General features: G+C 40.4%; 12 protein-coding genes. 9 read left to right on the forward strand and 3 right to left on the reverse strand.

Going from position 1 to position 24,409, the window contains the following annotated elements:
* From VNZ46_RS26580 to VNZ46_RS26590, 3 genes are all read right to left on the reverse strand, one after another.
* A partial coding sequence (locus VNZ46_RS26580; RefSeq protein WP_325564264.1) for a hypothetical protein occupies positions 1-739 on the reverse strand: 739 nt, incomplete at its 3' end.
* 125 nt (positions 740-864) lie between these two features.
* The gene (galB, locus tag VNZ46_RS26585; RefSeq protein WP_325564266.1) at positions 865-3,390 is read right to left on the reverse strand and encodes a beta-galactosidase GalB; all 2,526 of its coding nucleotides are present in this window, start codon (positions 3,388-3,390) and stop codon (positions 865-867) included.
* A 65-nt stretch (positions 3,391-3,455) separates the two neighbouring features.
* Positions 3,456-5,762 (reverse strand): family 20 glycosylhydrolase, encoded by a 2,307-nt coding sequence (locus VNZ46_RS26590; protein ID WP_325564268.1) that lies wholly within the window; start codon positions 5,760-5,762, stop codon positions 3,456-3,458.
* Positions 5,763-6,089: 327 nt separating this feature from the next.
* Between VNZ46_RS26590 and VNZ46_RS26595 the strand changes: the two genes are divergently transcribed.
* From VNZ46_RS26595 to VNZ46_RS26635, 9 genes are all read left to right on the forward strand, one after another.
* Positions 6,090-7,484 carry a hypothetical protein gene (locus tag VNZ46_RS26595; RefSeq protein ID WP_325564270.1) on the forward strand — a complete coding sequence of 465 codons (1,395 nt, stop codon included), beginning with the start codon at positions 6,090-6,092 and terminating at the stop codon, positions 7,482-7,484.
* Positions 7,485-7,529: 45 nt separating this feature from the next.
* Positions 7,530-11,501, forward strand: a complete 3,972-nt coding sequence (locus VNZ46_RS26600) for a hybrid sensor histidine kinase/response regulator transcription factor (RefSeq protein ID WP_325564272.1) — start codon at positions 7,530-7,532, stop codon at positions 11,499-11,501.
* Between the two features lie 200 nt (positions 11,502-11,701).
* The gene (locus VNZ46_RS26605; protein WP_325564274.1) at positions 11,702-14,680 is read left to right on the forward strand and encodes a SusC/RagA family TonB-linked outer membrane protein; all 2,979 of its coding nucleotides are present in this window, start codon (positions 11,702-11,704) and stop codon (positions 14,678-14,680) included.
* A gap of 31 nt (positions 14,681-14,711) precedes the next feature.
* Positions 14,712-16,325, forward strand: a complete 1,614-nt coding sequence (locus tag VNZ46_RS26610; protein ID WP_325564276.1) for a RagB/SusD family nutrient uptake outer membrane protein — start codon at positions 14,712-14,714, stop codon at positions 16,323-16,325.
* 25 nt (positions 16,326-16,350) lie between these two features.
* Positions 16,351-19,389 carry a TonB-dependent receptor gene (locus VNZ46_RS26615; RefSeq protein WP_325564278.1) on the forward strand — a complete coding sequence of 1,013 codons (3,039 nt, stop codon included), beginning with the start codon at positions 16,351-16,353 and terminating at the stop codon, positions 19,387-19,389.
* A 6-nt stretch (positions 19,390-19,395) separates the two neighbouring features.
* On the forward strand, positions 19,396-21,129 hold the full coding sequence (locus VNZ46_RS26620; RefSeq protein ID WP_325564280.1) for a RagB/SusD family nutrient uptake outer membrane protein: 1,734 nt from the start codon (positions 19,396-19,398) through the stop codon (positions 21,127-21,129).
* Positions 21,130-21,142: 13 nt separating this feature from the next.
* Positions 21,143-22,735 (forward strand): glycoside hydrolase 43 family protein, encoded by a 1,593-nt coding sequence (locus VNZ46_RS26625; RefSeq protein ID WP_325564282.1) that lies wholly within the window; start codon positions 21,143-21,145, stop codon positions 22,733-22,735.
* A gap of 80 nt (positions 22,736-22,815) precedes the next feature.
* Entirely contained in the window at positions 22,816-24,171 is a 1,356-nt protein-coding gene (locus VNZ46_RS26630; protein ID WP_325564284.1) for a glycoside hydrolase family 88 protein, read from the forward strand.
* 16 nt (positions 24,172-24,187) lie between these two features.
* The coding region (locus VNZ46_RS26635) for a hypothetical protein (RefSeq protein WP_414693541.1) at positions 24,188-24,409 on the forward strand (222 nt) is incomplete at its 3' end.

Here is a 24,409-nt window from a genome sequence, read left to right on the forward strand (position 1 = left end):
GTGATTTGTATATGTTCCAGGCAAATATGGGAACCAGGAAAAGTTGGATAGGAGGGTTGATGGCCATCAACGGCTCTATAAGAGTGCCGTTATTTAAGGAATCAAATAGGCCAAACAAAAGCACTAATATGCCAAAAGAAAGAATTGTAGTTAACAATGAATAGCAGATGAATTTTAATACCCGATATTTTTTATGGATCAGACTTGGAATTACAGCGAAAACCAAGATGGCATAATTTGCTATAGCAATGGGTAAAATAAAGCTGAACGCGGCACGGAAAACTATTGGATTGTTAAGCAGTACGGAGCAAGCCTGAAGGAACATACTTATCGCAATCAGCACCGTTACATCGCTATGAAGCTGGTTTTTTTTGTTTTGCAGATCTCTGCTGAAATAGTTTGCAATCATCTTTACAGACAATAAGATCAGCAGATAGGAGTCAATAAGGTTTGCGAAAACGCAAACCTCAATTAATATATAAACGAAGAAAATAGCATTGGAAGGCCTGGTGTCTTTTTTTTCCAGCTCGGGTTTCACAAATAATGCAAGCAAGAAGTAGCAGGTGGCAACAATGATATATCTAAACAACGTATTTGACCAGTAGTTAGGTTGGTAAGGAATAGCGTTTGGGAAATTATGGATACTGACTGCCTGAATTGTTGAAAATATAAAAATAATGACGATGAGCGCCGTAGCTACCCATAGCTCAATTTTTGTGGATTCGTTTAGGTTCTTCATTTAATGATTGCTGATTAATTTTGATGCAGCAATACTACAAAGGCTTTTTCTTTTAAATTATAAAATGTGATGAAACCCTATAAAAAAGTGATGGATTTGTCATCCTTAAGATGAATGGTTTAGTTTTATTTGCTTTCCAAGCTTATAACCGCGCTGCCTAAGCCCGGGCTTTCTGCTTTTACAGAGAATTTGCCTTTTTGGCCTTTCTTTCCTTTTACAATAACCAATGCCATTCCATTATAGGCTGGTCTTTCATGGCTTTGAAAAGGGATGAAGCTGGTTGCATCTCCATTGTCGGTGGCCACGATTTCTCCTGGTCCTTGTACGGAGAATTTAATGGAGTTATGTGTACGGGGTACCATTAGTCCATTTTTGTCTGTTATTTTTACGGTAATATAAGATAGATCATCTCCACCTGCTTTGATGACAGGTTGATTAGCTGATAGGGTGATTTTTGAGGCTTTACCTGTCGTTTTGACGATGTCGGTAGCCCAAGTTTTACCTTTTTTATAGCAAACTACCTTCAATTCGCCAGGAGTATATTTTACATCGTCCCAAACCAAACGGAAATCTTTTCCCGGTGTTTTGGTTTTGCGCCCAAGGCTTTTTCCATTTAAAAACAACTCTGCTTCATCACCAGAGGTATACACATGAACAGGAGTGACTTGTCCAATACGTTCCGCCCAGTTCCAGTGGGGTAAAATATGTGCCATTGGACAATCTGGTCTCCATTGTGATTGATACAGGTAATACCGGTCCTTTGGAAAGCCAGCTAAATCTACAATGCCAAAATAACTGCTTCTTGATGGTGGATTCTTTTTGCGGAGTTCTTCCAGCTTTAACTCTAGTTCTTTCCTTTTAGCCGGATCGTTCCGGAAGTTTTGCAGATTGGTGGCATCTGAATTATAAGGGGTTGGCTCTCCGAGATAATCAAAACCTGTCCAAACAAATTCACCTAGGAGATGCGGATATTTGGCATTGGTGCGAAACTGCTCATCTGGTGAACAGCCCCAACCTGGAAAGGCATCATCATAAGAAGAGATTTGCCAGTTTTTGTATTGATTATCAAAGAAGTACTCGCCGCGCGAAGAAACACAAGAAGAGGTCTCGCTACCAAGCGTGGGTTTGCTTTTGTAACGTGGGTCGGCATCCCATTTAGCTTGCTGACTGAAGAAATAATTTACGCCCATAATGTCTAATGCTTCAACGGCACCTGATTCGCGTCCGCCGTCTGGATCGTTATAGCCATTGGAAACCGGGCGGGTTGGATCTACTTTCCTGATGATGTCTGCGAGGTGTTTTGTCATTTCTACATTTCGCTGTTCCATTACCTCGTTTCCGATAGACCAGATAAAAACGGAAGGATGATTACGATCGCGGTGAACCATGGCTTCAAGGTCTTTTTGATGCCATTCCTCATAAATCTTATTGTAATCTAATTTCCGTTTGCCGGATTTCCAGCAGTCAAAGGCCTCATCCCAGACCAGGAAGCCCATTTGATCTGCTAATTCGAGTAATTCTGGTGAGGGTGGATTATGTGAGGTACGTAAGGCATTACAACCCATATCTTTAAGTATGCTGAGCTGGCGGCGCAATGCGCTGGTGTTGATGGCTGCACCTAAGGCACCTAGATCATGATGGTTACAGGTTCCCTGGATTTCGACTCTGCGGCCGTTGAGCTGGAAGCCATCACGGGCGGTAAATTTAAGGGTACGGATGCCAAATGGAGTTTGGTAAGTGTCAACTACTTTGCCATTTATACTAAGGGTGGTTTGGGCGATGTACCGGTTAGGCGCAACAATATCCCAGCGCTTGGGATGCTGAATGGTAGCTTGCGTATTGGTAGTTGCCGCCGCACCCGCATCTATTTTTATCGTAGAGGTATTGAAAGATGTAATTTTTGTTTCAGGCTTATTTTGCTGATCTAACTCAAATATAGCAGTTTGAACAGTGGCTTCTACCGGGAGTTTACTTTGGTTTTCAACGGTAATGTCCATTTTAACTTTTGCCGAGGCGTCAGTGATTTCCGGTGTGGTAATAGAGGTACCCCAATGGCCAACATGTACGGGATTTGTTTTTACCAGCCACACATGGCGGTAAATTCCTGCGCCAGGATACCATCTTGAGTCCCAGTTTTCAGTGTCCAGGCGAACCGCGAGTACATTCTCCTTGCCCATCAAGAGGTAAGGTGTTAAATCCATCCGGAAGGAGTTGTACCCGTATGGCCATGTTCCTACATAATGGCCGTTGAGCCAGATTTTAGCATTGGCCATGGCGCCGTCAAAGTCTACAAAGATCCTTTTTCCTGCGTCTGCTGCGGGGATTTTAAAGTGCTTTCTGTACCAGCCTATTCCCTTCCAGGGAAGTTTGCCTGTACCGCCTTCCAGCTCAATTCCAAAGGGACCGGTAATGCCAAAGTCGTGGGGTAGATTTAGCTTTTGCCAGGAGCTTTCATTTAATGTTGTACTTTCTAAATTTTGAGGTTCTTCAATCCTTGAACCATCAGCTTGTAAACCATATCTGGTAAATGCCCAGTTGTCGTCAAATGACTGCGTGTTGGTTGCTCCCATTCTTATCACAGGCTTGCTTTGTGAAAAGGATGTGCTTGCTACCGATAGGTTTAGAATAGCCAGTAAGGCTATGCGTAACATTGGTAATCGTTTAATGGAATTCATTTTGTGTGTGTAGCTTTTATTGATCTTTTTGTGAACCTATTCTATTCTGCAGTGATTTCATCGGCAAATGTCCATCCTGGTTTCCCTTCGCCAGGATGCCCTTTTGGACATGCTTTTACAGTTGTTGCGGTTACACGAATATAACGAACATTTAGGGACGAAAATTTGGTTTCGAAGTCGCGTATAATTGGATTAAGTGCTGTTGCTGGAATATCATTAACAACAGATCCCATTTCTTGAAAATGCTGGCCATCGGCAGAGACTTCAAATTTTACTGTTTGTGGTAGAAATATCCAATCTTTATAGCTTTGTAAGCAGCCAATTCCAACTTTACTGATCTTTTTCTCCGATCCAAGGTCCACTGTAGCAATGAGATCGTCGTTGCTAATGCCTATCCAGAATTTACCGGGATTGGACTTTCCGCGTATGCCGTCGGTTAAGGAGTTGGGGCCATTGGCAGGGTAATATTTAGAGGGAGCGTTGGTGTATTGCACTGTACCTCCTATGGCTTTATGGATAGAGAATTTTTGTTCTACCGGTACTAAGTTCATCACCTTGTCATTGAGTACGGTAACGGCTTTGATGGTTTGGGTAGATTCTACTGGAATAGGTGAAGTGTATTTTGAAGCGGATAATCCAGGAACAGAACCGTCTGAGGTATAATAGACTGAGGCCTCTGGTGAATCTGAAGATAAGTTAACACTGAGTTTTCCGCCTTGAGATATTGGGTTAATTTTTACTGTAAAATTTCCTGGGGAATAATGTAAACCTTTTTGATCGAATGCTGTAAAATGAACTTTAAGACGTGAGTAGAAGTCCCTCCAGTTTTTCTTATCTGATGGAGACCATACAGATTCTGCCAGGGCCAGCATTCTTGGCAGGACCATATATTCTAGGTGTTCTGTTGTTGATATGTTTTCTGTCCATACGTTGCCCTGGGCGCCTAGTACATGTTGATGTTCTGCAGCATTTAGCTCTTTTGGAATAGGGTCATAATCATATACATTTTTGAGGGTGTTAAAGCCACCACCAGCATAGGGTTCTCCTTCGGGTCCTGCCTGGTAGGCGTCAAAGTAACATGGGGTTCCAGGTGTCATGACTACATCGTGGCCCATTTTTGCAGCTTGAATCCCCCCACTTTCTCCGCGCCAGCTCATAACGGTGGCCTCTGGAGCAAGGCCGCCTTCCAGAATCTCATCCCAGCCAATAAGTTTTCTTTTCTTGCTAATGATAAAACGTTCAATGCGCTTAATAAAATAGCTTTGAAGTTCTTCTTCATTTTTTAAGCCTTCTTTTTGAATTCTTTGCTGACAATGAGGGCATTTTTTCCAGGGTTCTTTATCTACTTCATCGCCACCAATATGAATATAGGTAGAGGGGAAGATTTCCATAACTTCTGTCAATACATCTTCAATGAAGGAGAATACCGCTTCATTGCCAGCACAATAATTGGAAGCCATATTGGTGTAATTTCCTCCGGTTAGTGGGAGTTGAGGTACTTGTGTACAGCTCAATTGTGGATAAGCCGCAATGGCCGATGCCACATGACCTGGCATTTCTATTTCGGGAATAATAGTGATATTTCTTGTTTTGGCATAGGCTACAATTTCCTTCAACTGCTGTTGTGTATAAAATCCGCCATAATTAGCGGGTTCTCCAGGTTTGGCTTGTGGACGGCTGCCCCATAGTTTATCTGTTTGATCAACCCTCCATGCACCCACTTGTGTAAGTTTGGGGTATTTTTTGATTTCAATTCTCCAGCCCTGATCATCTACCAGGTGCCAGTGGAAGGTGTTCATTTTGTACAGGGCCATCAGATCAATATATTCTTTGACTACATCGGCTGAGAAAAAATGGCGGCTTACATCAAGGTGCATCCCTCTCCATGAAAATCTGGGATAATCATTGATCAGCATGCAAGGTACTTGTAAAGATTCGTTGGTCCGTACTTGAGGTAAAGTTTGCAGCAAGGATTGAATGCCATAAAAAATACCACCATAGCTGCTTGCTTTAATGGTGATGTTGGAATTGCTTACAGATAGCAGGTAGCCCTCTTTGGGGAAATGGCTGGCGCTTGAAAGGATCAGGTTTATGGTGTTTTTTCCTGGCTTATTGACTTTTAGGGAATATCCGGAAATATTTTGTACCATTTTCAGGAAAAACTGTACAGCTGGCTTTGTTGCTTTTTGCTGTTTGTCAAAATGTACTGAGGTGTTGTTGTCGATAATAAAGAAACCGGGGTTCATTTGCATGTCCACAGGTTGGGGAATGATAGAAGGAAGCTGTTGTGCTGGGAGTAAATTAGGGAGCACTGCGATGAATAGAAGGACAGAGAGTCTAAAAGACATAGTGATTGATTTTTTGATTGAAATGACTACATACCATTTCTTAATTTACTAAAATCGGAATATCAAAACTGAAGTACTACAGTAAATTTGATTTTTTGTAATGCTATTTTGATAAAAGTTTAGATAGCCCTGCTGACGTTAAGCAGTGCCTTTTGCGATGCGGTAATCCAACCATACAAATTGCAGCGGTCTTGTGTGAAAATCTTATCTTTTTTAGTAGAATATTTTATTTAAAGGGGGACTCTTTTAAAATAATCGTTTTTTTGAGTACTTGTATATAACCAAATATCCCTCGGGGAAGCTTACAGCTGTTGAACAATGACAAATATGAAATATCATTTAAAAGTGGTTCCAATAATTTTATTGCTGATAATGGTCGGCAATTCCGGAAAAAGTCAAATCAATTCAAGTAGTACGAAACCCGATCGTTCCATGATGGTAATGCCAATTTACTGGAGCAAGTTTCAAAAAAAGACACCACATAATAAACTGACAACTACCGTAAAAGCCACCTTGCTCAATGTCAATAAGTTTGCACTTACAGCTTGGTATAATGATATTAAAAAATATCGACCCGACTCGAACGGGTATCTCGACCTAAAAAGTAAATCTAAGATTAATGAATACCGCTATCGTTTTCCAGCGTCCATGTCATTTGGTATAGCGATAGCCATTAAAACGGGGATATATGATCCGGCCATAACTGGAGTATCCTTGCGGGAAGCCAAAGATAAGGCCATCCTGATGCTAAGCTCTGTAGCTTATGATCATAAAGCTAATGATCACCGTAAGGTTTGGGGGGGCGACTGGCAGGCCGCTCATTGGGCTTATGACGCTGGGTACGCTGCCTGGCTTTTATGGGATGATTTTTCAGAGAAGGATCAGGCTAACATCCTGAAAATGATCGTCTCTGAAGCAGATCGCTTTCTGCCCACAATACCACTTTACTATAAAGACAGCAAGGGAAAGGTAATTTTTAAAGGAGATTCTAAAATTGAAGAGGATGCCTGGAATGCTGAATTATTATATCTGGCTGCGGTCATGTTACCGAACCATCCTCACTCCGGCAAATGGCTGCATAAGGCTATTGAATATTTAATTGCGGCTACGGCTCTGCCTTCAGATTTACAGAACCCAAGAATTATACATGGACGTCCGGTGAGCAGCTGGGTACAGGGCTCTAACATGGAAGAGCCTGGTTTTGTAATCAATCATGGTATCATTCATCCGATGTACAATGCGCTGGCTTCTATGATCAACGCACCAATTGTATTCTCCCTGGCCGGAAGAGCAACGCCAGAGGCAGCGCAGTTTAATTTAGATAAGATTTATTACTCGGTAACCACACATAGATTTTCATCCCCTCCCTATAAGGAACCCGGTGGGACAATGTATAGGGAAGGAACGGCTGAAGTGTATTATCCTGAAGGCTCTGATTGGGGTGTGAATGTGTATGACACCTATGCCAATCTTGATATTGCTGCTTTTACCTATGGATGGGACCGGCTGGCTCAAAATCATAAAGGAGAGTACTGGGCTAAATTGCATGCGGATAAAGTGCTGGAGCAGCAAAAGCGCTTTGCTGATGGACATACCTATGCTGGTGATCTTGAAGATAGTTATCCGGGCAGGGAAGAAGCTATTGCGACAAGAATGGGCGCTGCGTGGATGACGATCTGGTTACAGCAACAAGTTCCTGTGGTTTACGACAATAAGTATTAAATAAGATAGGAGAAATATTAAATCTTTTTATTGATTTTTGAGTTGATGTATGAATATTTAAAACGGGCTGGGGGTAAGGGTATTCTGATATTTATGCTATGGATCTGTAGTTTGAATGTAAATGGGCAAAAGTTAAATTTTGGACATTTAACTGTGAAAGATGGGCTTTCACAAAACTCAGTACTTAGTATAGTTCAGGATCGTTTTGGCCTCATGTGGTTTGCTACAGGCTATGGACTAAACAGATATGATGGCAACCGTTTTTCCTTGTACAAGAACAATGCTGCTGATACAACCTCTATAAGCGACAATTACATCAATATTTTATTTCTTGATCACGAAAATAAGCTATGGGTAGGTACGTCCGCCGGCTTAAACATTTACGAACCGGTTACGAATAATTTTAAGCGTATTCGTTTGGTTCATAAAAAAGGAGCAGTTCAGCCAGAAATTTCCTGTATATATGAGGATAAGAAAAGTAATATTTGGATTGGGACAAAAAACGGGCTTTTTGTAAAACTTTCGGGGGCTTCTGATTTTGTAAATGCGGTTAAGCTGGGGCTGGAACCAGGTTTAGCAAGTAGTGAAGTATTATGTACCTATGAGGACCATTTAGGTTATTTATGGATAGGGACAGGAAAAGGTTTGGTCAAAAGCCGTTTTAGTCATGTTTTTTCTGGAATTGAAACCTTTGTTCATCAGCCAGGTTTGCCTGGCAGTATCAGCGATAGTCCGGTAAAATCCATTCTTGAAGACAGTGATGAAAATATCTGGATGGCTACAGAGAGCAGAGGGCTGAATTTGCTGGATCGTAAAACGAAATCTTTTACGCACTTTGAGCAGCAGTCTGGGAATCCAAACAGCCTTACTCATAATTCAATAAGACAGATGATTAGTGGTGGTAATGGCAGTTTTCTGATTGGCACCCAAGGAGGTCTATGTATTTTTAATCCCATTAAAAGAACTTTCATATCTTTTCAGAATCATGTTGATGATCCTGAAAGTTTAAATCAGAATTCCATTTATAGCCTTTATAAAGACAAAAGTGATAACATTTGGATCGGTACTTATTTTGGTGGGATCAATGTTTCTTATGGAACGAAAACTCCATTTAAAACGATAAAGCATAAAGAAAATAATTTAGGTATTAACCACAATGTGGTAAGGTCTATAGTGTATGATAAAAAGGGTGATTTGTGGATTGGAACGGAAGGAGGAGGTTTAAACCACTTTAGCGAACAAACTAAAAAGTTCAGCTATTATGTGAACAATCCAAAGGATTCTGCATCATTGGCCTCTAATTTTGCTAAAGTCGTTTATATAGATAAAAGTGATCATATCTGGGTAGGTACAAGCGGGGGAGGGCTGAATTTATTCGACCCAGGGACAGGCCGGTTCAAACATTTTCTTTCAGGTAACAGCATTTTCGAATCGAAACGTTCGTCAATAAGTGCAATGCTGGAGGATAGCCAGGATCGGTTCTGGATTGGTGGACTTGGTATTAATGGCCTGTTCCAACGTAAGGGGACTCAGCTTATCCCCTTAAAAAATAATCCGCTGATCGGAAAACTGAAGGACAAGGTGGTACAGATGTTTTTTGAAGACAAAGCGGGCAATATGTGGGTGCTGAGCCGTACAGATATCTATTGTTTGAGTAAAAACAACAAACAGATCACTACAATAGCCATTAATAATAAAGGCGATAATTCTGTTTGGTTTAACTGTTTAGAGGAAGATCATAAGGGTAATATCTGGATTGGACTTTATCATGGCGGTTTGTATTGCTATAGTCCCGAAAAAAGGAGTGTAATACGAAAATACACGACCAAAGATGGACTAAGTAATGATAATGTTGTTGGGATTCTGGAAGATGAATACTATGATTTGTGGGTGAGTACGATAAACGGCCTGTCAAGGCTAAATCCAGAAAAGCAAACTTTTCAAAATTATACCATTTCAGATGGCCTGGCCGATGACGAGTTTAATTATGGTTCTATGTACAAGGCGAAAAATGGGGAAATGTTTTTTGGAAGCATGAACGGCATAACCTATTTTTCTCCGTTGGATATCAGGCGAAATAATGATCAGGCTGCGGTGGTATTCACTGGCTTAAAGCTGTTTAATAAAGAAGTTCGGCCCGGAAAATCACAGGAGATACTGTCTGGCAATATCCTGTTTAAACCTCAGTTGGTATTTAGTAGTGCACAAAACATTTTTACACTGGAATTCGCTTTATTGAATTATATAAAATCCAATAAAAACAGGTATGCCTATAAATTGGATGGGATAGATAAGGACTGGAATGAAAGCATTTTGCCACAGGTAACTTATACCAATCTGCCAGCTGGAGATTATATTTTTACTGTAAAAGGGGCAAATAACGATGGCGTGTGGAGTAAAGCAGAGCATATGAGTATCCGTATCCTGCCTCCGCTTTATAAAACCTGGTGGGCATACCTGTTGTATACCATTCTGGTTGCAATTGTTGTTTTCTTTATTGTTCGTTTCTTTTATCTGCGGCAATTCTTAAAAAGAGAAGAAGAGCTGCATCAGAATAAACTTAATTTTTTTACCAACATATCTCACGAGATCAGATCTCATCTTTCCTTAATCATGATTCCACTGGAAAAGGTTATAGACGAGAGTAAACCACATGACTTTATTCATAAACAACTCGGGGTGATTAAGAAGAATGCAGACCGGTTGTTGTCTCTGGTTACAGAGTTAATGGATTTCAGAAAGGCAGAATCTGAAACTTTAAAGCTTCATCTCAAGGAACATGATCTGGTTGGTTTTTTGAATGATATTTATATTTCTTTTACAGAGGTTTGCAAAAAGAAGCGGCTGGATTTTTCATTTGTATGTCCCCATGGCCCGCTTTTAGTGAATTTCGATAAGGAACAATTGGAAAAAGTACTGTTTAATCTACTTTCAAATGCCTTTAAATTTACGCCTGAAGGAGGCAAAATTGGCCTTGAAGCTGGTGTCGTAAAAGATGAGGTGGTCATTACAGTTTCGGATACAGGCACGGGAATTTCTCCGGTATATTTTGATAAGCTCTTTACGAACTATTTTCAGGTAGATGATGCGGTGCAAAATACGGGTTATGGTATAGGGCTGGCTTTAAGCAAGCATATTGTTGAACTTCACCAAGGGAAAATTAATCTGACCAGTAAAGTTGGATTTACACAGTTTATAGTTAGACTGCCATTACAGCGTGCTTTGATCTTTAAAGAAGAAAATGAAACCAGTATTACATCTGATAAAAGCTTTAGCATTCTGATTGTAGAAGACAATGAAGAATTAAGGGCGATTATAAGAGATTTACTGGAGCCAGAATATCGAATATTGGAGTGTACTGAAGGTGCCGGTGCATTGCAACTGGCAAAGATTGAGATTCCTGATTTGATCATCAGCGATGTTATGATGCCTAATATGAATGGTTTTGAGCTTTGCCAGGAAATCAAGTCAGATGAACGTACCAGTCATATTCCGGTGATCCTGTTAACGGCAAAGGATACCCAGTCAGATCAGATTAGTGGTTTAAGTAAAGGAGCAGACTTATACCTCACCAAGCCATTTAGTATAAAGATTTTGCAGTTAAATGTGAAGAATATACTTGATTCAAGGGAGAAAATCAGCAGTAAATACCGCAAGCAGTTCATCTTTGCACCAAGTAATACTTTGCTGAATACTATGGATGAGCAGTTCCTTTCCAGACTAATTAATGTCATAGAAGAAGGAATGGAGAACCGGGAGTTTGGAGTGGATCTTCTGGCCGGAAGGATGGGGATGAGCCAGTCTGTTCTTTATAAAAAGGTAAAAGCATTGACAGAGATGACGGTAAATGATTTTTCCAAAAGTATCAGGTTAAAGAAAGCGGCTCATTTGCTCAAAGATTCCGGGTATAATATTTCTGAGGTTTCGGGCCTGGTTGGATTTATTGATTCCCGTTATTTTACCAGGGAGTTCAAGAAACAATTTGGTCAGACCCCTCGCGACTATATAAACTCCTAAATGCATCCCAAGGGTGCTGAAATGCGCTAAAACACAAAATATTCATACAAATTAAACAGTATCGTCGTCATCATATGTTGAAGGTTAGTATCAAATTTACCTCACACCATTGATGCTATTTGCTCAATGGTTTAAACCTAAACCAATAAACGTATGAACAGTAAATGTTTGAATTGTATTAAGCAAATCAGGAGGGGCGTATGAAAAGATTTTACTTAAAGATTTTCATTGTAGCAGCCGGGTTGCTGGTTTACAATGGTGGATACGCTTCACCACTTTATGGACATGGATACCATGACCCGCAAAAATCAATTAAAGGACAAGTAAAAGATCAGTACGGATCTCCATTGCAAGGTGTACTTGTACGTATTAAGAACCAGGATCGAAGTACTCATACAGATGCCAGAGGGTATTATAGTCTGGAAGTAAGTGTGAATGATGTCCTCCTCTATGAATTGGAAGGATATGTTCAACAGGAGCAAAAAGTTAAAGGGAGAAATGTTGATGTATTTCTTCAGAAAAGCAATACGGATAATGTGTACAGCACTTTAACAGGCAAACAGAAAGCCTCCACTTTTTCGGGTTCTATAGCAACGATTGATGCTCAGAATCTATCTGATATTCCGGTTCCAAATGTTAGTGATATGCTTAGTGGAAGACTAAATGGCTTGATCACCACACAGTCAATTGCTAGTGGTACCGATCGCTCTTTTTTGAGCTTGAGAGGAAGAAATCCGATCGTTGTGGTAGATGGGGCAGTTAGAGATCTGGACGGATTAAGCCCGAATGAGATAGAGAGCATTACTGTTTTAAAAGATCCTGTTTCACTTGCAGCTATGGGTATGCGCAGTTCAGATGGTGTTGTACTGGTGCAAACAAAGCGGGGTGCTGCTGGCAGACAAATCATAAACTTTTCGGCACAAACAGCTATTCAGGAATCTATTTATTTGCCTAAGTACCTGGATGCTTACCATTACGCACTTCTGGCTAATGAAGCGTCGGTAAACGATGGCCGTCCCCAGATTTACAGCCAGACAGATTTAGAAGGCTATAAAAATGGTACAGATCCTTATCGTTATCCAAATGTAGATTGGTATGGTGCTACGCTTAAACCGCGGTATAGTTTTAACCGTTTTAATTTAAATGTTTCGGGAGGTGGTAAATCTGCCAGATATTTTATCGCCTTGGAGAACCAGAATCAAGGCGGGATTTTTAAGGATGGCCCAAATAATTTTAATACGAACAATTCGATCAACAGATACAATTTCAGATCTAATGTTGACGTAGATATAGACAAAAATTTAAATATCTCTTTAAAGCTTGCAGGCAAATATGAACAGGCAAATAGCCCTGGAGCTGGTGTTGGAAGTATTCTGGATCAGATTCAGCAAACACCATCCAATGCTTATCCTATGTATAACGCCGATGGGTCATTGTCAGGAAATTCTTTATATACCAAGAATATACTTGGACAGCTGTATCAAACAGGATATACCAGAGATAACCGGAGAACAATTTTTATCGATGCTGATTTAAACCGGAAACTTAGCTTTATTACAGAAGGTCTGTCACTTAACGGATCTATACATTATACCTCTTATTACGACAATACTATTTATCGTAGCCGATCAAATTTTGCTGTTTTTCAACCGGTTTATAATCAGGATAATGTGGTGCAGAGTTATACTCAGTTTGGCAACAACACCAGTTATTCCAATAGCAACAGCTATAATGACAGTTTTTCCAGACGATTAAATTATGATGCAGGGTTACATTACCAGCGTATTTTTGGTGATCATGCGGTAAACGCTGTTTTACAATACAATTGGGATCAATATGATATTGGAACAACCCTTACACACGCCTACCAGGGTTTACTTGCCAGAGGTAGTTATGCCTTTAAAGAAAAGTATTTTGCCGATGTTTCTGTAGCCTGGCAGGGAACAGAACAATACATGAGCGGCAAGCGGTATGGTTTTTTTCCGGCCATATCCGCAGGATATGATATGGCTAAAGAAGATTTTTTGAAGGATGGTATTTTTAATCAGTTAAAAATTAAAGCATCTGCGGGTATTTTAGGATTTGACAGATCCACTAATTTTGCTTATCAACCTTATTACAGTACCAGTTCAAATACCTATTATTTTGGAAGTACAGGCACGGGCATGGCCGGATGGACGGAAGCTTCCCTGGGAAATCCTAATCTTACCTGGGAAAAAACCAAGGCTTTTAATATCGGAATTGATGCTGTTGTATTAAAAAACAGCCTTACATTGAATATTGATTATTATAATAATCTTCGTTACAGGGTACTTCAGCAAAGAGGAAATTCAAATACTTTACTGGGAACAACTTATCCACTGGAAAATATTGGTAAATACAATTATAATGGAGTTGAAATTGGTCTAAACTATGTTAAAAAAATTGGAGAAGTTGAATTAAGTCTAAACGGTAATGCACAATTATCTGCCAGTAAGGTGATTGATATCCAGGAGTTAGCCAGAAAGTATACCTATCAGGAACAAACTGGCCAGCAAATTGGACAAGTCTATGGTTTAGTGGCTTTGGGTCTTTTTCAAAGTGATCAAGAAATTAACGCCAGCCCAAAGCAGTTTTCTATGAAATTGCAACCCGGTGATATAAAATATAAAGATCTGAATGGAGACAATATCATTAATGAAGATGATATAACGGCTATAGGAAAAACCAATGCACCGGTATATTATGCTGGCTCGGTTGGGTTAAAATTCAAGAACTTTGATTTCCTTGCTTTATGGCAAGGTGTAACCAATAAAGATTTTTACTTTATTGGTAATAATGCCTGGGAATTTCAAAACAATGGGGGAAATGTGCAACAGTTTCATCTTGACCGCTGGACACCCGCTACTGCCGCAGTGGCTGATTATCCCCGCTTGAGTTTTGGACCCAACGCTAATAACCACACCATCTCTACTTATTGGTTAAGAAATGGCGACTATCTGAGACTGAAGAATGTTCAGCTAGGGTATACGCTTCCGTCTTCATTAACAAAAAAAGCAGGGCTGTCCAATCTGAGGTTGTTTGCTTCCGGATTTAACCTGCTCACATTAACAAGACTAAAAGACCTGGACCCAGAGTCATTGCTGAGTAATTACCCTCTTTACAGGAGTTATAATATTGGTCTAACTGCTAAATTTTAAATAGTAACATATGAAATTTTATCGCATATTAATGGTAATACCATTTGTGTTGCTCATTTCATCCTGTGAAAAGGATGTCTTAAATCAGCTCCCTGTAGAGCGTACACAGCTTAATGATATCTTTAATCCAAAAGATAAGGAAGGTACTTTAATTGACGAATATTTATCTGGTATATACAGTCAGCTGCCAAAGGGGTTTAACCGTATCAGTAATAATCTGCTTGATGCAGGGGCAGACGATGCCTTAAGTGCTGATATCTCCATAACTGCTGTAGATAAATTTAAAACCGGGCAATGGGGGCCGTCCAATTTACCTGAAAACCCATGGACAGCCAATTACAGTGCAATTCGAAGGGTAAATTTGTTGCTGGCAAATATAGGCTCATCGGGCATACCTGATGTGAAAAAAGATGCCTTGATTAATCAATCAAGGGCATTGAGGGCCATTTTCTATTTTGAATTGCTGAAGCGCTGGTCTGGTGTTCCCTTGATCGGCGACAAGGTATTTGCATTGGATGACAATATGAACCTGCCTAGAAACACCTGGGGTGAATGTGTAAATTATATTTTGTCTGAATGTGATGATCTGAAGGATAAATTGCCCGCAACGCTTACCACAGGAGATTTGGGCAGAATGTCAAAAGGAGTGGTACTGGCTCTAAAAGCCAGGTTATTGCTGTACAATGCAAGTCCATTATATAATCCAACCAACGATCCTGAAAGATGGAATGCTGCAGCCAAAGCGGCTGATGAACTAATTAAACTGAATACCTATAGTCTGGAAAGCAATTTCGGCAACATGTTTACGACCAGAAATAATAAAGAGTTTATTCTGGCCTATCAGCAAGCAGACAATACAAGTATAGAAAGTTTAAATGAACCTCCGGGTTTTCGAAGAGCCGGACAAGGGATGACGAATCCGACACAGGACCTGGTAGATGCCTTTCCTATGAAAAATGGAAAAGGTATAAATGAAACCGGATCAGGATACGTGGCCAATGATCCATACAAAAACCGGGACAACAGATTTTATCTGACCATATTTCATAATGGTTTTTCCTGGTTGGGCACTACGATTGAAACGTTTACTGGTGGAAAAAATAATACTAAACCTGGCATAGGAACAGGAACAAAAACGGGCTATTATATGCGCAAGTTTATGACCACCAGTGGCTCTGATGCAGCGTTTTCGAATGCAACTCATAATTTTCCCATATTTCGCTACGCAGAAGTGTTGTTGAACTATGCTGAGGCAGAAAATGAATTCCTGGCAGCTCCGGATGCCTCGGTTTATAAGGCCGTAAATGACATCCGTACACGTGCGGGAATTACTACAACTATTGCATCAGGCTCCTTAAATAAAGAACAAATGAGGCTGCTTATCCGAAACGAACGTCGTGTTGAACTTGCCTTTGAAGAACACCGTTTCTGGGATATACGCCGCTGGAAAATTGCTTCGGATGTGTTAAATGGCAATTTAAGAGGGATGAGGATTACTCAAAACTCTGATAATACGTTTAGTTATGATCCTACGGTTATGGTACAACAAGTCACATTTGATGCTGCAAAAATGTATTTATACCCTGTTCCTTATACAGAACTTCAAAAAAACAGCTCGCTTACACAAAATCCAGGATGGAATTAGGAAAATTTAATGTAATCCTTAAAAAATGAAGAAAATATACGTCATATTCATGTTTATGTTGCAGGTGCTGATGGTTTTGGCACAGAACAAAACAATAAGCGGGCAGGTTACGGATGCTTCCGGGCCTTTGCCAGGTATTAATGTTAAAATACAGGGTACCTCAATAGGTGCTACTACAGACACTAAAGGGAGATTTATTATAAAAGGAGCCCCCGAGGCGGGTGTGCTGTTATTTAGCGGAATTGGTTATAAATCAAAAACCGAAAAATTGCAGGCAAAAAATATTTACAATGTAACCCTGGAGGAAAATGTAGAAGGACTTAATGATGTTGTGGTAGTTGGGTTTGGTAAACAAAAGAAAGCCACATTGACAGGTGCAATATCGAGCATAGGTGGACGGGAGCTGAAGCAAAGTCCCGTAGCCAATCTTACAAATGCATTAGCCGGGCGCCTGCCAGGACTGTTTTCACAACAAAACAGTGGCCAGCCAGGAAAAGATGGGGCTACTTTGCAAATTAGGGGTGTTAGTACTTACCGATCCGGAACGGGGCCATTGCTTATCGTAGATGGGGTACAACAAGATAATATTGGGCAGATTGATATGAACGAGGTGGAAAACATCTCTATTTTGAAAGATGCTTCTGCTACTGCAGTATATGGTATTCGTGGTGCAAACGGAGTAATCATTGTAACCACAAAAAGGGGGCAAACCGGTGAAGCAAAAGTATCTATAAGCAGCCAGACAGGTGTTCAGGCATCTACCCGCTTACCTAAATTTCTGGATGCTTATAATTCACTTTTGTTGTTGAAGGAAAGTTATGTGAATGATGGTCAGGGAGCTAATTTTCCATACTCAGATACACAGCTTGAAGCATTTCGTACAGGTTCAAATCCAGCATTATATCCAAATGTTAACTGGTATAAGGAAGTTCTGCAACCCTATTCATTGCAATCCCAGTTCAATGCGAACGTTTCTGGAGGTACGGATATAGTTAAATATTTTGTTTCAGCGGGTCTGTTAAACCAAAACGGGATTTTTAAGAATTTTAAAGACAGTGAAACCGACAATGGTTACTATTTTAAGCGGTATAATTTCAGGTCAAATGTAGATGTACAGGTAAATAAAACACTTCATATCGGCTTGGATTTATCGGCCAGATTAGAAAACACCAATCAACCACATCCGGCTGAAGCCGGCCGTTCTGTATTTAACCAGTTGCTTCGTACCGGTTTTGCGCCTTATTCATTTCCAATTTATAATCCGGATGGTTCGTTTGCTGCCCCTCCTCAAAGTAACCAGCACCCCAATATGATTGCACAGTTAACCCTGGCAGGCTACGACAGGAGCTACAACTCTGTACTTACCTCAAATTTAAGTGCAGAACAAAAATTGGATTTCCTGTTGGATGGCTTATCTGCAAAGGGGGCTTTTTCATTTAACAATACACAATATTCTGAAAAGGATTTATACAGGGACGGATATCCAACCTACCGCTATAACCCGACAAATGATACTTACTCGTTATTCAATACTACTTATCCGGTTTTAAGGCCATTTCAGTTAAGCACCAAGAACTTAGCACCTCAGGTGGCCACTAATCTTGAAGCTTCGCTGAACTACCAGCACCAGTTTGGTAAGCATAACGTAACGGCAATGGCCCTGTATAATCAAAATTCAAAGGTTTATGTAAACAGCAGCGGGGTTCCTGATCCGACACGAAAGATTAGCTATCTGGGTTGGGTTGGACGTACAACGTATAATTATTCAAATCGTTATTTGGTTGAATTTAACCTGGGGTATACCGGATCGAATCAATTTAATAATAAGAACAGTTTTGGTTTCTTTCCAGCGGCATCGGCAGGTTGGGTAGTTTCTGAAGAACCTTGGTTAAAAAATGACATCAAGTTTCTTGATTACTTTAAAATCAGGGGTTCATATGGTATAGTAGGAAATGATAATGTAGGTATCGACTTAACGACCTACGCTTATTTGAGTACCTATGTGCCATCTGGAAGCTATCAGTTTGGTGATTCAAATACAACCTTAAATGGTCTTGCAGAAGGTAAATTAGGGAACGATCAACTTACCTGGGAGAAAGAACGAAAAGCAAACATAGGATTTGATGCCCAGTTATTTAAATCGAAAATAAATGTAACATTCGATTACTTTAACAATTATCGGTACGATATCATCACTACCCGCACCACCGTAGGAGACATTGTTGGAATTACACTTCCTGATGTCAACCTGGGCAAGGTAAAAAACAAGGGCTTTGAACTTGAAATTGGCTATACCAATAAAACCGGCAAGGTGGGTTATTTTGTAAAAGGTAATGTTTCTGTGGCGAAGAATAAAATAATTGAGCGGGATGAGGAACATAAGAAATACCCTTGGCTTCAGCAAACCGGACAGTCTGTTGGCCAGCCCTATGGATGGACATGGATTGGCTATTATCAAAATGCAGAAGACTTAGCCAATAGCCCCAAAACAACATTTAACCCACAAGTTGGTGATCTGAAGTATGCGGATCTGAATGGTGACGGAATTATAAATGATGATGATAAAGGACCTATCGGTTATCCAGTGGTTCCGAATACCACTTATGGTTTATCTGCGGGATTTGACTTTAAGGGTTTTGATTGCAGCTTCCTGTTGCAGGGGGCCGCAAACAGTAGTGTGCGTCCATCTGATGAGTTGATTTATGACAATATAGGTAATTTTCAGGAACTGCACCTTGGCCGGTGGACACCTGATAATGCGGCCAATGCGACCTATCCAAAACTGCACCTGGCCAGCGGCGGGGCAAACAACAGGCCAACAACCTCAACGTTCTGGCTTCGTTCTGGCAATTATTTACGCTTAAAAAATGTTGAAATAGGCTATCGCCTAACTCCTGCCATCTTAAAAAGCATTGGAGTAGAGAGTTTGCGTATTTATGCCAATGCCGCAAACCTGATTACCTGGGATAAATTAAAAATAATGGATCCCGAATCACCAAGTGGCCGTGGCGAGAATTATCCGCAGCAAAAGATTTACAGTTTTGGATTAAACCTTAATTTTTAACAGTTTATGAAGTTATTAAGCTATATAACAGCAATAATGCTTGCCGTAATCATGATGTCAAGTTGTAAAAAGGATGGTGTGTTAACAGGTGATACACAGTCTGATATCTTCGATAAGGATGTTTGGACCGATAGTGTGCGTACCATACAGCTATTAACCAGTATCTATGCCGACCTCGGCCCGGAAAGTATGACTACGCGTATCAATACATCCAATTCCTTGTCAGAGTACAGTGATGAGTCTGATGAACGTTGGACAACAGCAAATGTGTCACCCGCATCTGCTTTTCAGAAAGGGAATTACAGTGCCAGTTCTTTGCCTGATCCTTTTAATAATATTTGGAAAAATACCTATAAGTCGATCAGAAAGGCCAATCTCTTTATAAACCGGGTAGATGAGGCGCCTCTGTCTGCTAATTTAAAAAGACGTATGAAAGCAGAAGCACGTTTTCTACGTGCCTGGTATTATCATTTGTTAATGAAACATTATGCTGGCGTTCCGATTGTAGATAAGGTACTCACCTTAGACGACAATTTTAATATTCCCAGGAGCAGTTACGAAGAATGTGTAAACTATGTGGTAAAAGAGTTGGATGAAACCGCGGTTGATTTGCCTATGGAGTATGTTGGAACAGAAGGCTATAATCATGGAAGAATAACTAAAGGTGCCTGCATGGCATTAAAGGCCAGGGTACTGCTTTTTGCCGCAAGTCCACTGTTTAATGGTGGTGCGGCAGATCCTAACCCGGTATTTGGCTATCCTACTGCCAATCAGAACAGGTGGGTAAAGGCGGCCGATGCGGCAAAAGCCGTTATTGACCTGAATTTTTATAGCCTGTTACAAGGCACTGGTGGTAATAACTCGACTGCTGAAGGGTTCTATAATGTGTTTCTTCAACGGGTTAACAGAGAAATGATTTTTGTAAGGCTTGCAGGAAGTAACCGCACCTATGAAAACTCGCATCTGCCTTCCAGCAGGGGCGGTTCTTACCATAACTCTCCCAATGGTGATTATGTAGATACCTACCCGATGAAGAATGGAAAACCAATTACAGAACCTGGCTCGGGTTACGATCCACAGAATCCGTATGTAAACCGCGATCCGAGATTTTATCGGTCAATAATTTACAATGGTGCAGCATGGCTTAATTCGTCTACAAATACAAAACAGCCTATAAATACTTATTTTAATGCACCTAATGACGGGCTTAGTATTCCCTTTATTACACCAGGTACGCAAACTGGATATTACAATAGAAAGATGATGAGTGAAGACGTAACCGGGTCAACGGGCGGTACTGAACATTTCTTTCCTTTTATGAGGTATGCGGAAGTGCTTTTAAACTATGCCGAATCTTTAAATGAATCGGGGCAAACCGCTTTAGCTTATGCTCCGATGAAAGAAATAAGAGACCGGGCAGGTTTAAGCCCTGCTGACCTCCCGGCCGGGCTCAGCCAGGAGCAGATGCGTAAATATATCAGAGATGAAAGAAGGATAGAATTGGCTTTTGAAGATCACCGGTTCTGGGATATCCGCAGATGGAAAATTGGGGCAAGTACCTATGGTACCATACTTACCGGAATGAAGATCACCAAGAATGCAAATGGTAGTTTTACTTATGAGAAGTTTAACCTGCCTAAGCCAGCTTCGGTATTTGTAGAGCCTAAAATGAACCTGTTGCCTATTCCGGCCACTCAAATCAATATTTCAGATAAACTTATTCAAAATCCAGGCTGGTAAATCAATTCATCAAATGTCTTTAAAAATTATATTTAGTATCATCAGCATTAGCCTGTTCAGCCTTCAGCTTAGCCAGGCTCAAAATGTTAATCAGAAGCCTGGCACCAGTATATGGACTGCAGATAATGGCAATGGAACGTTTAAGAATCCCTTGCTTTGGGGCGATTGGGCCGATCCTGATTTTATTCGGGTAGGGGATGAATTTTATTTTGTAGCTACAAGTATGCAGTATGTGCCTGGCTGTCCAGTTCTGAAATCCAAAGATCTGGTGAATTGGGAGATGGCAGGTTACGCAGTCGATAAATACGATGAGGACCCGCGTTATAACTTACAAGGAGGGTCTATGTACAGCAATGGGTCTTGGGCAGCAACGATCCGGCACCATAATGGGTCGTTTTATGTTGGTTTTTGTACACCCAGCAGGAATGGTGCAAAGGGTAGCTATTCTATGTGTGTAGCAAAAGATGTCAAAGGCCCATGGAAGAGAACCATTTTTCCTGAGTATATGTATGATCCAGGTTTGTTTTTTGATGATGATGGAAAAGTGTACGTGGCGCATGGACAAGAAAAACTATATATCACCGAATTAAATGCAGATGCTTTATCAGTAAAAACACCCCAAAGAGAAATCTACAATAATCGCGATTATCCTTACCTGGAAGGGTCGCATATGTACAAAGTGAATGGGAAGTACTATATTTTAGGTACAACGGGTGGGTCAAAGGGTAGGCAGGTTTGTTTGCGATCAGATAACGTGTATGGTCCTTACGAATCGAAAATAGTTATTCATGACGACATTCTTTATCCTGGAAATTTTTTACATCAAGGTGGAATGCTGCAACTTAAAGATGGTTCCTGGTGGTTTATGATCATGCAGGATCGCGGTGCAATAGGCCGGGTTCCAAACTTAGAACCCGTTACTTGGGTAGATGGCTGGCCAATGTTGGGTATAGATGGCAAAGGGGTCGCAATCTATAAAAAACCAAATGTTGGCAAAACCTATCCTGTAAAAGTACCTGCCACTTCTGATGAATTTAACCAATCTTCATTAGGCTTGCAATGGCAGTGGAACCATAATCCGGATAACGAGAAATGGTCATTGAAGGAACGAAAAGGTTATATGCGTTTGCATGCTTCCTTTGCAAATGATTTAACAATGGCCCGCAATACGCTTACCCAAAGGGTGCAAGGACCAGTTTCCGAAGGAATTGTTGAAATGGATATATCGGGTTTAAAAGATGGTAATGTTGCAGGATTTGGAATTTTGCAATCTCCACATGCCTATATCGCTGTAAGGAAAGATGGGGATAAAAAAACATTAATCATGGTGAACAATAATAAAGTGATTGACAGTAATTTATTTACGCTCAATAAAATATGGATAAAAGCTAATGTTACACATATTGATTTTAAAGCGACGTTTGCCTACAGTTTGGATGGGAAGAAATTCATTTCATTTGGTAATCAACTTAACATGTCTAATGGGTATAGATGGACGGGTAATCATTTTGCTTTATTGAATTTCAGTACCAAAAAAGAAGGTGAGGGTGGTTATGCTGATTTTAACTGGTTCCGTTTTAAAGGAGAAAACCCTCCTGGCAGATAAACAATTTTTCATATCAAACTATTATAATAAACAGCAAAATGATTAAACCGTATTATTTGATCATTAAAACCACGAATTAAATGCAGAAACAAATAATTTTATTCTTCTTCGTCCTTTTCTCTTTTGAGAAAATCAATGCTCAGCAACCACCTTCAGCAAGTACTATTTTTGGCCAAATGAAAAAAGTTGCCGATTGGCAATGGAGTAACTTAGAGACAGCGGGATGGAAAAACTCGAAAAAGGATTGGACCAGTGGAGCGATGTATGCAGGTATGATAGCCTGGGCTAAACTCGCAAATGAGGAAGGCTATTATAATAAATTAATACAAATTGGTGTGGATAATAAATGGAACACAGGTAAATACCGTTTTTTTGCGGATGACTATTGTGTCGGTCAGCTTTATGCTCAGCTATACACCATTTATAAAAGACCCGAATATATTCAGAAGTTTAAAGCCTTAGCAGATACCATTGTTTTGTTACCACACTTGGAAAGTCTGGAATGGAACAATGGTATTTATACACGGGAATGGGCTTGGTGCGATGCCTTGTTTATGGGGCCTCCAGCTCTGGGGTATTTAACGCAGGCAACAGGAGATACGAAGTATCTGGATAAGTCAATAGCACTTTGGTGGAAATCTACTGCGTATTTATATGATAAAAATGAGTTTCTTTTTTATAGGGACAGCCGTTACTTTGGTAAAAAGGAGAAAAATGGGACAAAGGTATTCTGGAGCAGGGGCAATGGATGGGTAATTGCAGGTTTAGCTCGTCTGTTATCGGTGACGCCCGAAAATCATCCGGAACGTAAGAGATTAGTGAAACTATTTACAAATATGTCTGAGAAGTTGGCGTCGCTGCAACAGGAAGATGGCAGCTGGCATGCAAGTTTGCTGGATCCTGAAAGTTACCCTTCTAAAGAGACCAGCGGTACAGGTTTTATCGGTTATGCACTGGCTTGGGGGGTAAATAACGGGCTTATCCCCTACAAAAAATACGGGAAGGTAATTTCCAAGGCATGGAATGCACTTAGTGCTTCTGTCCATCCGGATGGAAAACTGGGGTTTGTACAAGCTCAGGGTGCTGCACCTGATCAAGTTGGTTATGACGATACAGATGTTTATGGTGTTGGGGCCTTTTTATTGGCTGGTAGCGAGATGTTCCGTTTAAACTTGGCGCATAACGATAAAAGCATGTATGTTGAGGCATGCAATGGAACATCAACTAATAATAATCAGACCATAAAGATCGCATGGTCGCAAATTGAAAAAAAGATTAAAGTAAAAGATCTGAAGCAATTGATAGTAAGAAATGCTGCCAGTGGCCAAATTGTGCATCTGGGTGTTAATTACAAAGATGAAAAAATAACTGATGTATACCTTACAGAGAACATTAGGGCAGGAGCAAGTATATTTTTCGAAATAAGTACAAAATAAAATGATAATATTAGCCATGAACAATTTTAAATATGCTTTTTTAATGGGGTTCATATTTTTAACCGCAAACCCGGTTACCCATGCACAAACAGGAAGGAAAAAGAATCCAAATGTGATAACAAGCGGTGCGCAAGACAGGGCATTTTGGGTGAAAACCTTATATAAAATTGCCTATCCTGTTATCCATAACCTGGCAAATAATACCTTGAAGATAAATATGGCTACCGAGGTGGCGCCA

The sequence above is a fragment of the Pedobacter sp. genome, assembly GCF_035566355.1.
Lineage (GTDB): Bacteria > Bacteroidota > Bacteroidia > Sphingobacteriales > Sphingobacteriaceae > Pedobacter.